General features: G+C 35.4%; 10 protein-coding genes and 1 other RNA gene. 3 read left to right on the top strand and 8 right to left on the bottom strand.

Annotated features, from left to right (window positions below):
• Positions 1-19 precede the first annotated feature (19 nt).
• The gene (locus tag OTJ99_RS10810; protein WP_045166233.1) at positions 20-2,455 is read right to left on the bottom strand and encodes a GH36-type glycosyl hydrolase domain-containing protein; all 2,436 of its coding nucleotides are present in this window, start codon (positions 2,453-2,455) and stop codon (positions 20-22) included.
• A gap of 239 nt (positions 2,456-2,694) precedes the next feature.
• On the opposite strand from OTJ99_RS10810, the gene OTJ99_RS10805 reads away from it, so the two are divergent.
• Together OTJ99_RS10805 and OTJ99_RS10800 are read left to right on the top strand one after the other, a co-directional pair.
• A complete protein-coding gene (locus OTJ99_RS10805) occupies positions 2,695-3,939 on the top strand; it encodes a glycosyltransferase family 4 protein (protein WP_200889490.1) in 1,245 nt (414 codons plus the stop codon).
• Positions 3,936-5,282 (top strand): sugar transferase, encoded by a 1,347-nt coding sequence (locus tag OTJ99_RS10800; RefSeq protein WP_045166234.1) that lies wholly within the window; start codon positions 3,936-3,938, stop codon positions 5,280-5,282. The genes OTJ99_RS10805 and OTJ99_RS10800 overlap by 4 nt, the downstream gene beginning before the upstream one ends.
• A 42-nt stretch (positions 5,283-5,324) precedes the next feature.
• On the opposite strand, the gene OTJ99_RS10795 is transcribed toward OTJ99_RS10800, so the two are convergent.
• From OTJ99_RS10795 to OTJ99_RS10765, 7 genes are all read right to left on the bottom strand, one after another.
• A complete protein-coding gene (locus OTJ99_RS10795) occupies positions 5,325-5,549 on the bottom strand; it encodes a DUF2281 domain-containing protein (RefSeq protein WP_269015338.1) in 225 nt (74 codons plus the stop codon).
• Between the two features lie 86 nt (positions 5,550-5,635).
• Positions 5,636-6,001, bottom strand: a transfer-messenger RNA (tmRNA) gene (gene ssrA, locus OTJ99_RS10790).
• Positions 6,002-6,484: an SsrA-binding protein SmpB gene (gene smpB, locus OTJ99_RS10785; RefSeq protein ID WP_045166235.1), complete on the bottom strand. Its 483-nt coding sequence runs from the start codon at positions 6,482-6,484 to the stop codon at positions 6,002-6,004.
• A 168-nt stretch (positions 6,485-6,652) separates the two neighbouring features.
• Complete coding sequence (locus OTJ99_RS10780) at positions 6,653-6,826, bottom strand: aldo/keto reductase (RefSeq protein ID WP_235374971.1); 174 nt, start codon at positions 6,824-6,826, stop codon at positions 6,653-6,655.
• 3 nt (positions 6,827-6,829) lie between these two features.
• Positions 6,830-8,590, bottom strand: coding sequence for an ABC transporter ATP-binding protein (locus OTJ99_RS10775; protein ID WP_045166236.1), 1,761 nt, complete (start codon positions 8,588-8,590; stop codon positions 6,830-6,832).
• A 28-nt stretch (positions 8,591-8,618) separates the two neighbouring features.
• The gene (cas6, locus tag OTJ99_RS10770; protein ID WP_045166237.1) at positions 8,619-9,371 is read right to left on the bottom strand and encodes a CRISPR-associated endoribonuclease Cas6; all 753 of its coding nucleotides are present in this window, start codon (positions 9,369-9,371) and stop codon (positions 8,619-8,621) included.
• Positions 9,372-9,507: 136 nt separating this feature from the next.
• The gene (locus OTJ99_RS10765) at positions 9,508-10,494 is read right to left on the bottom strand and encodes a LacI family DNA-binding transcriptional regulator (RefSeq protein ID WP_045166238.1); all 987 of its coding nucleotides are present in this window, start codon (positions 10,492-10,494) and stop codon (positions 9,508-9,510) included.
• A gap of 251 nt (positions 10,495-10,745) precedes the next feature.
• On the opposite strand from OTJ99_RS10765, the gene OTJ99_RS10760 reads away from it, so the two are divergent.
• A complete protein-coding gene (locus OTJ99_RS10760) occupies positions 10,746-12,059 on the top strand; it encodes an ABC transporter substrate-binding protein (RefSeq protein WP_045166239.1) in 1,314 nt (437 codons plus the stop codon).
• Positions 12,060-12,114: the final 55 nt, after the last annotated feature.

Genomic DNA, 12,114 nt, shown 5'->3' with positions numbered 1-12,114 from the left:
TACCCTCCTTAAAATTTTTCTATCCCATTATCACTTCGACAAAATGTTCTTTGCCATCTGAAAAAGCTGGTATTAAATTGGAAGACATTTCTTTGCCATCAACAACAACTTTTTTAACACCTTTTGAAACGCCATCAGGGTTCTTTACTTGTATATTGTAAATTGCATTTCTGAACACTCTTTTTACAGTAAATCCTTTCCACTCTCTTGGTATGCAAGGGTCTATCAAAAGACCGTCATAATCAGGTCTTATTCCCAAAATCCATTGTGTCATTGCAACAAAGTTCCATGCGGCAGAGCCTGTGAGCCATGAATTTTTTGCTTCACCTGGCTTGTACGCATCTTTTCCAGCAATCATCTGACAGTATACATATGGTTCAAGCTTGTGCACATCGCTTATCTCTTCTCTATATGATGGAGCAATCTTTGACCAGTACTCAAATGCTCTATCACCTCTTCCAACAATGCACTCTGCTATCATAATCCACGGGTTATTGTGACAAAACACCGCTGCATTTTCTTTGTAGCCCGGCGGATAGCTTGTAATCTCACCTAAATGAATTTTGTACTCTGTAAAAGCTGGCTGAACAAGAACTATTCCATGTTCTGTGTCAAGATATTTTTTTACAGAATCGAGCGCAGAAATAGCTTTTCCATCATCAAGTCCTATTCCTGCCATTACACAAAAACCTTGTGTTTCAATAAATATCTTACCCTCATCATTTTCTTTGCTTCCCACTTTGTTTCCAAAATAGTCATATGCTCTTAAAAACCACTCGCCATCGTAACCATAATTTAAAATTGCCTCTTTCATCTTTTCAATGTGGTATTGTGCATCTTTTGCAATATCTTCTTTGCCCAACCTTTCACAAATCTTTACAAATTCCTTTCCAACATAAACAAACATCCCTGCTATCATAACAGATTCAGCAGTTTTGCCGTCTTTGTTATCACATGTCTGGAACGACTCATCAGGGTTTGTTGAAAAAGCATTGAGGTTCAAACAGTCATTCCAGTCAGCTCTGCCTATAAGAGGAAGTCCATGCGGCCCTAAGTTGTTCACAACATGGTAAAATGCCCTTCTCAGGTGTTCAAACATTGAAGCAGCCTTTTGTGGGTCGTTTTCAAAAGGAACAATTTCATCAAGAATGGACCAGTCACCTGTTTCCTTGATGTAATGTGCAGTTGAGAGTATGAGCCACAACGGGTCGTCGTTGAAATTGCTACCTATTTCATTGTTGCCTCTTTTTGTAAGAGGCTGATATTGATGGTAAGCACCGCCATCTTCAAGCTGGGTTGCGGCTAAATCCAATATTCTTTCTCTTGCCCGTTCTGGTATCTGGTGAACAAAACCAAGGATATCTTGGTTTGAATCTCTGAATCCTATTCCTCTTCCAATTCCAGACTCAAAGTATGAAGCACTTCTTGATAGGTTAAATGTTACCATACACTGATATTGATTCCAGATATTTACCATTCTATCTACCTTATCTATGCCAGTAAGAACGTTAAACTTGTTCAACAGATCGCTCCAAAATAGCTTCAAATTTTCGAATGATCTTTGGACGTCTTCTGGATTTTTGAATTTTTCTATCATTTTGTAAGCCTTTTCTTTGTTTATAACACCTTTTTTAATCCATTTTTTGTCTTCATCATTTTCTACATAACCCAGCACAAATACAAGCTCTTTTGTCTCCCCTGGCTGCAAAGAGATTTTTATCATATGCGATGCAATAGGTGCCCAGCCGTGAGCTTCTGAATTAAAACTCTTTCCATTTTCAACTGCTAAAGGTGCATCAAATCCCCTGTAAAGACCAAGAAATGTGTCCCTGTCTGTATCAAATCCATCGATTGGAACGTTTACAGAATAAAAAGAATAATGATTTCTACGCTCTCTGTACTCTGTTTTATGGTAAATTACAGAACCTTCTATTTCAACCTCACCTGTACTTAGATTTCTTTGGAAGTTTGTCATATCGTCAAGCGCGTTCCAAAGACAAAACTCAATCAATGAAAAGAGTGTCAAATCCTTTGCTTGGGTAGATTTGTTTGTTATCTTAAGATAGTGTATCTCACAGTTTTCATCAACTGGTACAAAAAATGTTTGCTCCACCTCAACGCCATTTCTTCTTCCTGTTATGATTGTATATCCAAGACCATGGCGACATTCATAAAACTCAAGATCTTTTCTTGTTGGCATCCATGAGGGTGACCAGACATCCTCATTGTCTTTTATGTAAAAGTATCTTCCGCCCATATCAAGCGGAACGTTATTATAACGGAACCTTGTTATTCTTCTGAGTCTTGCATCTTTGTAAAAACAATAACCACCTGCATGGTTTGAGATTAAAGAAAGAAAGTCTTTCATGCCGAGATAGTTGATCCACGGAAAAGGAGTAAGTGGAGTTGTTATGACATACTCTCTTTTATTGTCATCAAAATAACCAAATTTCAAAGTTATCAGTCTCCCTTCTTTTGCAAATTATGATTTTCACTTTTGCCTATCATCTTAATTATACCTTTTGACCATAATCAATCTTTTAATTATTTTGCCTTAATTTTGTACTATTTTGCTCTAAGAATTTTTCGAAAGTATATAGAATGTAGATATTAATTGTCAGGAAGAATTATGATATACTCAATTATGAATACCTAATTAAAAATTTATGCAGTAGGTAGAAAGGGAGAACAACTTTGAAAAAGAAAATATGGATTTTAAACCACTACGCAATTCCACCTACAATGGGCGGAATTACAAGACATTTTGACTATGCAAAGGAGCTTGTAAAAAGAGGATATGATGTAAGTATTTTTGCCTCCAGTTTTGACCACAAGCAAAGAGTTGAGCTGCTTGGGAAAGGAGAAAAATTTAAAATAGAAGACTACAATGGTGTAAAGTTCGTTTGGATAAAAACAACCCCATACAAGAAAAACGATTTCAAAAGGGTTATAAATATATTTTCGTTTGCTAAAAACCTCTATTTTATAGCAAGAAAATTTGAAAAACCAGATACAATTATAGCATCCTCTTTTCATCCACTTACATGGTTTGTGGGATATATGTTGGCAAAGGGAAAAAAGGCTGAATTTGTAGCAGAAGTGCGTGACCTTTGGCCTCAAAGCGGAATTGACCTTGGTGCTTTCAAGGAAGGAAGCCTGATAGTTAGACTTTTGCGAAGGCTTGAGAAGTTCATATACACAAAAGCAAAGTATGTAATAACAGTTTTGCCAAAAGCAGATGAATACATTCAGAGCCTCGGAATAAATAAAGAAAAAATTGTACATATTCCAAATGGCTGTGATAATGAGAGGTTTGACCTTCTGAAAAATACAATGCCCGATGAGGTAAAGAAGATTTTAGGTGAACATGAGGGGTATTTTAAAGCTTGCTATTTAGGTGCGCTTGGTCAAGCTAATGCAATGGAGACAATAATTGAGGCTGCAAAGTACGTGCAAGACAAAGTAGGTGACAAGGTCCATTTTCTGATAATAGGAGATGGTCCTGAGAAAGAAAAACTTCAGAAGATGGTCAAAAGATTTAAACTTTCAAATGTATTTTTTTATGAACCAATATCAAAACTTTCTGTACCAAGCTTACTTGAGCGCGTTGACATAACACTTGTTTCTATGCACAATCTAAAAGTTTACAGGTTTGGAATATCACTTAATAAGCTTTTTGACTATTTGTGTGCTGCAAAGCCAATAGTGTTTGCGGGTAATGTTGCAAATGACATTGTTAAAGACTCAGGTGCGGGGTTCTCTTGTGATGCCTATGATTCAAAGAGCTTTGCTGAAGGGATTATAAAACTCTATGAGATGGATGAAGATGAGAGAAAAAGGATTGGGCAAAAGGGAAGAGAGTATGTTGAAAAATATCATGACATCAGAAAACTTGCAGATAGATTAGAACAAATTATAAATGGAGATGGTAATCGATGAGGTCGTATATAAAAAGCTATCATAAACTCAGTAAGTTTTTTGTTGTGGTTATGGACCTTCTGCTAATTCATGCAGGGTATATTTTGGCATATATTATAAAGTTCAATTTTACATTTCCAGAGCGAAATTTTATGCCATACTATACATTGATTCCGCAAATAACTCTATTTGCTCTTGTACTTTTGAACATTTATGGGCTTTACACAATTACAATGAAAACGATAAGCGAGATAGCATTTTCGATGGCTTTAGCACTTATGCTCTTACAATTTTTAACAGTTGTTTCTACCTTCTTTTACAGGCACTTTGCATTTCCAAGAAGTATATTTATAATTGCATTTTTTATCCAATTTTTGCTACTCCTTGGCTGGAGAGGACTTGTTTTATATGTTTTCAAAAGAGTGCAGGGTGTCAAGCATGTGATGGTAATTGGTGAAAAGGAGAAAGCACAGGAGTTTGCCCAGAAGCTTCAAAATATCTCAAAAGGCTGGATTGAAGTAAAGTATGTGGTTGAGCCAAATTCTATTGAAGAACTAATTCCTTATATAAAGGCTGTTGATACAATCTATGTATATTCAAAGATGGATGAGAACCTGAAAAGCGAGATTGTAAGAAAAGCCATAGAATTTAAAAAACACATTTTTATTACACCTGATTTTAGGGATATCTTGGTCTCACGGGCAAGGGTAATTCAGTTTGACGATGTTGCAACACTTTCAATCGAGCAGCCAGAGTTGACATCTGAGCAAAAGTTAATTAAGAGGGTGTGCGACATTCTTCTTGCTTCAGTTGCGCTGGTTATTTCTTTTCCTATAATGATTTTAATTGCAATTGCCATAAAACTTGACTCAGAAGGACCAGTAATTTACAGACAAAAAAGGGTTACAGAAGGTGAAAGAGAGTTTTATGTTTTAAAGTTCAGGACAATGGTAAAAGACGCAGAAAAGATGACAGGGCCTGTTCTGGCAATCGAGAACGACCCAAGGATAACAAGGGTTGGAAGGTTTTTGCGCGCAACTCGGCTTGATGAGCTTCCGCAGCTCATAAATATTCTAAAAGGTGAGATGAGCTTTATAGGTCCAAGGCCAGAGCGTCCTTATTTTGTTGAGCAGTTTAAAAAGCTCTATCCTGAATATTCTCTGCGTCATAATGTAAAAGCAGGACTTACTGGTCTTGCCCAGGTTTATGGCAAGTATGCAACAAGCCCAGAAGACAAACTCAGGCTTGATTTGATATATATAAAGAATTATTCTGTTTTTTTGGACATCAAGATTTTGCTGTTGACCTTAAAAACAATCTTTACAAAAGAGGCAGCTGAGGGAGTAAAAGCACAGAAAGAATAAGGGCTGCTTTTTATTGCAGCCCTGTATTTTTGTTTAGCTTGGCTATACATTGTTCCATACCTCATCCTCAATATCATTATTCCAAAAATCTATACTACTCTCACTGGGGAACACCAAATCACTTAATAACTTTTTATCTTGCTCGTGTTTTAAAAACAAAATAAAATCTATAACTTCTTCAATTTGACTTTCCGGGATTTCTTCAATTAGCTTTAATAAAAAATTCTTGTTTGCTTTTACTAATTTCACCTCTAAATTGATATTCACTTGTCTATACCTTATTATTTTTCTAATGAGAGTTCTTCTTAGAAGTGGAATCTCATAATCCTTAAACATTGTAGAATTGTTTATTTTGGTGGAGGCGGGGGGAGTCGAACCCCCGTCCGAAGGCATCGAACCCCAAACTTCTCCGGGTGCAGTCAGTGTACTGGCCTCTCGGGAAGAAAACGCCCACTGACAGGCTTTTTCTTCCCCAGCCTGAGATTTAACCCAAAAGTAAGGCTCAGGCGACCTTACTTTCGGTGCCCCACGTGGGTTGGCGCCCGACTCGGAGGCCGTGGGCACCTCCGGCGGACGTTAGCTGCTTATTTATGCAGCTAAAGCGAGTTCAGCTTTGTCTGCAGTTATTTTTCTTCTCGGTTTTTTATAGTGGCACCGAGAAAACCACTACCCGCTGTTTGGAATCCGACTGCCCCCGTCGAATTCCAAAACACGCCCCCTTATCTTAAATACTCCTTCATCTTTTTTCTTATCTCAAGCTCAGCATCCCTTTTTGCTATTGCTTCACGCTTATCAAAAAGTTTTTTACCCTTTGCAACTGCAAGCTCTACTTTTATTTTACCTCTTTTGATGTAAATCTTCAATGGGATTAAAGTGTAACCTTTTTGCTGCACATAACCTGCTAAGCGGTTTATTTCAGACTTGTGGAGGAGGAGTTTTCTGTCTCTCATAGGGTCTACGTTGAAGATGTTGCCTTTTTCGTAAGGGCTTATGTGCATATTGTAGAGGAAAACCTCGCCATTTTCCACCCTTGCAAAACTATCTTTCAGATTTACATGACCAAGCCGAACAGACTTTACTTCAGTGCCTTTGAGCTCAATTCCTGCTTCGATTGTCTCTTCAATGAAGTAGTCATGATATGCTTTTCTGTTTGTGGCAATCACTTTTATATTGTCATGACTGCTTTGATTTTTCTGTGACATAACACCTTCAGCTCCTACAACTTTTTCCCTTCTCTGTGGCAATACTTTATTATAATACGATTTTGTACAAAAATCAATACTTTCTTTATTTACCTAACGCTTGTTTTACAAGTTCAACTTTTTTCAATTAGGTCAGAAATAGAAAGGTTTTTCAAGCTTATTTCGATATCATTTATCGCTATCTGTATAAGCTTTTGCAATATCAATCAGATTAATTCCAAGCTCAACAGCTCGTCGAATTACCTTTACAGGAGACTCTTCATCAATTCTTTGAATAGGAATTCCACCAAATGCTATTGGGAAAACTTTAATATTTGTTCTTCCAAGTTTCCTGTACTTCATAATTTATTCACCCCCTACCAAACTGCTGTTTTCATCAATTAACTGCACAGAACACAAATGATAATAAAGTCCTTTTTTAGCAAAAAGCTCTTCATGTGTGCCCATTTCCACAATTTCACCATCTTTCAAAACTATAATCTTATCTGCCTTTTTTACGGTAGATAACCTGTGGGCAATAATCAAAATTGTCCTTGTACCAGCCAAATTGTTTATTGCTTTTTGAATTTCATTTTCTGTCTCTGTGTCAACAGATGATGTTGCCTCATCTAAGATGAGTATTGGTGCATTTTTCAGAACAGCCCTTGCAATTGCCAAACGTTGTTTTTGCCCACCGGAAAGTTTTATTCCACGCTCGCCAATGTAGGTGTCGTAGCCTTGAGGAAGATTTACAATAAAATCATGTGCACATGCAATCTTTGCAGCCTGTATTATCTCATCCATTGTAGCGTTTTCTTTTCCGTATGCAATATTTTGCGCAACTGTTCCATTGAACAAGAACACATCTTGCATGACCATGCTGATATTGTCATGCAAGGACTTTAGGGTGACATCTCTTATGTCAATGTCGTCGATCTTTATTGAACCTGAATCTAGGTCAAAAAAGCGGTTTAAAAGATACATAATAGTGGTCTTTCCAACACCTGTTGGGCCAACAAATGCAACCATCTGACCCGGCTCAACTTCAAATATGATATTTTTCAAAACAGGCAATCCTTTATTATATGAAAAAGTTACATTTTCAAAGGTAATTTTTCCTTTCACATTTTTAAGTTCTATAGCATTAGGTTTTTCTTTTATCTCAGACTCTGTCTCGAGAATCTCAAACACACGCTCGGCACCTGCTAAGGCCTGCTGCACATTTTCAATTACTTGTGAGAGTGCGGTCACTGGCTGGTAAAACATGCTAAGATAAAGTATAAAACCGACAATGTCCTGAACAGGAACCTTACCAGAGAGTGCCATCAAGCCACCAATAGAAACTACTATCACTGTTCCAACAGAGCTCAAGAAACTTACAGTTGGATGAAAGATTGCACTGAGTTTAAGAGCACTCAATAGAGCTTGTATGTGCTTGAAGACCTTGTCCTTTATCTTCAAAAGCTCTTTTTGCTGCTTGTTGAAAAGCTGAATTTCTCTGATACCAGAAATGTTGTCTTGAAGGTCGGCGTTAAGGTCAGCTAAGGCTTTTTGAGCTTCTCTAAAGTTCGGCAAGATACGCTTTGCAAAGACGGTTCCGCTCAAAACCAAAAAAGGAATAGGGATAAGTGACAGTGCTGCCAAAACGGGATTGATTATAAACAGTATCAATGCAACACCTAAGAGTATTAAGGCATTTGTAAAAAGGTCTGGTACTGCATGAGCAATCAACACTTCAAAGTTTGCAGTATCATTTACAACTCTTGACATGAGCTGACCTGTCTGTTTGTCTTGGAAAAACCTAAATGAAAGCTGCTGAAGCTTATCATAGACCAAAACCCTCATGTGAGCAACCAAATTCCATGCTGCATAGTGTGAAAGATAACTGTTTAGAAACTGAAAAACTATCCTTGCAATGTAAGAAAAAACTAAAACCAACGATATATTTATTATCATCTTCCTTGCGTTCGGATATTTGTGAATGTTTGTGATAATTCCAGTCAAATCCCTTATAAGCCAAGGACCCAAAAGATTTAAAGCTGTTATTGCAAGCATTGAAATAGCAGAGATAATGAGATATTTCCAATATGGTTTAGCAAGCTTTAAAAGTTTTATTAAATGCTTCAATAAAACCACTCCCTCAAAAAATCCACATCTATTCTACAATTTCAAATAATCCAAACCCTTGAGAGTTTTTAGATCCAAGACCACAGTAGTAAGCAACTTCCATTACTTGAGGTGAAGTTTCTATTTCATAAAAGCCCATCCATCCTTTTATCATTGTATTTTTGAACATCATTGGTTTAAAATGGATTTTTTCTTGGACGCTGATTGGTTTTAAAGAAAATCTGAAACCTTTTTCATCGAAGTCCTTTATAAGAAGCTTGCACTTTTTAATTAAGTTTTGCGAAATCAGGCTATAGAACTCATCTTCAAATGGTGTGAAAAAGTGCCTATAATCGCTGCCATCGTTTTTTATTGTTCTATAAGCACACATTGGTGACAGCATCTTAATTTTGTGTCTTTCTTTTAGCTGCTGCTTTTTGTAGATGTTTGCTGATTGGACATAGAGCTGATTGTCTTTTAGAAAGATTTTGTCTTTTTTTAAAAGCCCAGTTGAGAACTTTGTAATAAAGTCTTCAATGGGCGATGAAACAACCAAACTCAATCTTTTGTCAAACACTATTTTTTTATCAGAACCCTCACCTATAATTTTAAAAGGTCCTTCTAACCGTGAAAAGGAAAAGAGTTTGAAATTCTTCAAATCAACCTCATAACCTTTGTCATGTAAAAATGTTGTATAGATTTTGTCTTCGATAACATTGTATATCATCGCTTGTACAAAGTAATTGTAATGGATAGGAAGGACGACCTCTTTTTCTGATTCAAATTCTACTTTTACTCTCATGGCTTGGCTCCTTTCTTTTAAATATAGAAGGTTTATAGACTTAAAGAAATTATCTTAAAAAAATATTTTAACATTAAACATCATTAGCATTATAAACAAAAACTGTTTACTTTCGGGTTCATCAACTTTAAAGTTTTTATTTTATCTTTGTTGACTCTCTTTCAATTAGAGAAATTGGAAGTACGTATTTTTTATCTACCTCTTTACCTTCAATTTTGTTTATCAATACTTCAATTACCTTTTCTGCAATCTTGTCTTTGTACTGTTTTACAGTAGTAATAGAGGGGCTGAATAAGGAAGCAATATTTATATCATCAAAACCTACTACTTTGAGGTCTTCTGGTACGCGTTTTTTAAAATAATCAGCCACTTTTATTGCTGTTGCTGCAATCATATCACTACTTGCAAATATTCCGTCTATGTTAGTATGTTTTTCAAACAACTCTGTAATAATTCTTTCATACTCTTCTATTTCAAACTTATTAAGTTTTGTCTCGACCACTACATATTCAATGTTTTTTTCTTTAACCACCTTTAAAAAACCATAATATCTATCATTGGCTGGTGTATTAAGCTCTAAAGGACCGCTAATATGCGCCAAATACTTGCAACCTCTTTCTATTAAAAGATTAGTTGCCATTACAGCTCCTGTAAAGTTATCTGACGTAATGTAGGGTATATCGTCAGAAATGTATCGGTCTAATGCAACAATAGGTAAGTTTACACTCTTATAATCTTCTACATCAAGGGTATGACTACCCATAATAATTCCATCAACTTGATGTCTTTTTAACATTTCAATATACTCTTTTTCTTTTTTTTCATCTAAATATGAGTTGCAAAGAAAAATTTTATAACCCTTTTGAGATGCATAATATTCTATATATTTTGTAATTTCTGCAAAAAATGGATGAGATATATCTGGAATTATGAGTCCTAAAAAATAAGATCTTTTTTTAAACAAAGCTCTTGCAATTTCATTTGGTTGGTAATTTAGCTCTTCCATAGCTTTGTAAACCTTTTTTCTTGTTTCTTCGCTTATATAACCTCTATTGTTTAAAACTCTCGATACTGTTGTTAGACTAACTCCTGCTTTTTTTGCTACGTCTTTTAAGCTGGGCATTGAGTTCTGACCTCCGTGAAGAAAAATAAAAAAGTTATACATTGATTTTTAACGTTTATACTTTTCTGCTGTACAAGTTTAGCACTAATTTTATTACCATTGCAATCTTCTTTTTTGTAATTTGATTTTTGAAATAGAATTAGCTTATAGTAAATATGCTTAAAAAAATTGTATGTCAACCGCTTGACATATTAACAAAAGTGATATATAATGAAGCCAGTATGAAAATTAGTAATGTGGAGGGTTGTTAAATGAAATTCAAGAAGCTTATTTATGGTTTTCTAAGTGTAGTAGTTGTGATTTCTTTAATAGTTGGCCTGATTAATTGGAACGTCAATGTATTAGCTACCTCTAAAAATTCTAAAAAAGTAAAGATTACATTTTTGAGCACAAAAGGAGAGATAAATTCTCAACTACAAGAAGTATTCAAAAATTTTTCAAAGGATTACCCAAATATTACAGTAGAACTGATTCCAGTTGGTGCAGGACAATCACCATTTGAAAAGCTTTCGACTATGTATGCATCAGGTAATGCTCCAACACTTGCAATGATTGACCCGTCCGATGTGATCAAATTTAAAAATAACTTTTTAAATTTGTCAAATGAAAAATGGGTAAAGGACGCGATCAAAGGAACATTAGATGATGTGACTTTTGATGGTAAAGTATTTGGTTTTCCGTTTGCGATAGAAGGATATGGTCTTATTTATAATAAGCAAGTGATAGAAAAAGCGATAGGTAAATTTGAGCCTAAAACAATAAGAACAAGAAATGACTTAGAAAATTTATTCAAAAAATTACAGCAAAAAAATGTGACTCCAATTGTAATTTCACCTTTAGATTGGTCATTAGGGGCACATTATTTAGGAATTGCATATGGTGCTCAGTCAAGAGATTACAAAATGAATAAGCGGTTTATAGATGATTTAAAAGCGAAGAAAGTTGATTTGAAAAAAAATAAAGTTTTCAATGATTTGTTAGATACATTTGATATGCTTAGAAAATATAATTATTTGAAAAATTCACCATTGGCAGGGACTTATGAACAAGGTGCACAACTTTTAGCGCAAGGAAAGGTAGCGTTTTGGTTCATGGGTAATTGGGCATGGCCTTTGATAACCCAGATAAATCCTAACAATAAATCTTATGGTTTTATTCCTGTGCCAATAACCAATAATCCCAATGATTTCTTTAATAATGCGATAGTGGCAACGCCTAGCAAAATACTTTGTATTGACATAAAGAACAATTCAAAACAACAACAAGAGGCGGCTAAAACGCTTTTAAATTGGTTTGTGTACAATAGTAATGGACAAAAGAATTGGGTATATAATTTAAACATAATTTCTCCATTTAGGAACGTAAAGATTACACCAAATGATCCTCTAGCAAAGTCGATTGTAGAGTACATGAAAGCAGAAAAAACATTCAGACCACCATTTGCACTTTTGCCTTCTGATCATTGGCCTATTGTTGGTGCCTATATGCAGAAGTATCTAGCAGGTAAAATGAATCGTCAACAATTGTTGACTGAAATTATGAAGTATTGGGCAAAGGTAAAATAGTGACTTAGTAAAAAGTGTATTTCAAAATGCTGATACTTTCAAAGCCTCACAATGT

The sequence above is a fragment of the Caldicellulosiruptor naganoensis genome (assembly GCF_026914285.1).
Classification (GTDB): Bacteria; Bacillota; Thermoanaerobacteria; order Caldicellulosiruptorales; family Caldicellulosiruptoraceae; genus Caldicellulosiruptor; species Caldicellulosiruptor naganoensis.
The sequence above is the reverse complement of the archived record's forward strand: the minus strand, read 5'-3'. Positions and strand labels throughout refer to the sequence as shown.

Coding starts and splice junctions, on each gene's coding strand:
- OTJ99_RS10800 (WP_045166234.1), top strand. CDS start 3,936: ATGAGGTCGTATATAAAAAGCTATCATAAACTCAGTAAGTTTTTTGTT.
- smpB (WP_045166235.1), bottom strand. CDS start 6,484: ATGTCACAGAAAAATCAAAGCAGTCATGACAATATAAAAGTGATTGCC.
- OTJ99_RS10780 (WP_235374971.1), bottom strand. CDS start 6,826: ATGAAGTACAGGAAACTTGGAAGAACAAATATTAAAGTTTTCCCAATA.
- cas6 (WP_045166237.1), bottom strand. CDS start 9,371: ATGAGAGTAAAAGTAGAATTTGAATCAGAAAAAGAGGTCGTCCTTCCT.
- OTJ99_RS10765 (WP_045166238.1), bottom strand. CDS start 10,494: ATGCCCAGCTTAAAAGACGTAGCAAAAAAAGCAGGAGTTAGTCTAACA.
- OTJ99_RS10760 (WP_045166239.1), top strand. CDS start 10,746: ATGAAATTCAAGAAGCTTATTTATGGTTTTCTAAGTGTAGTAGTTGTG.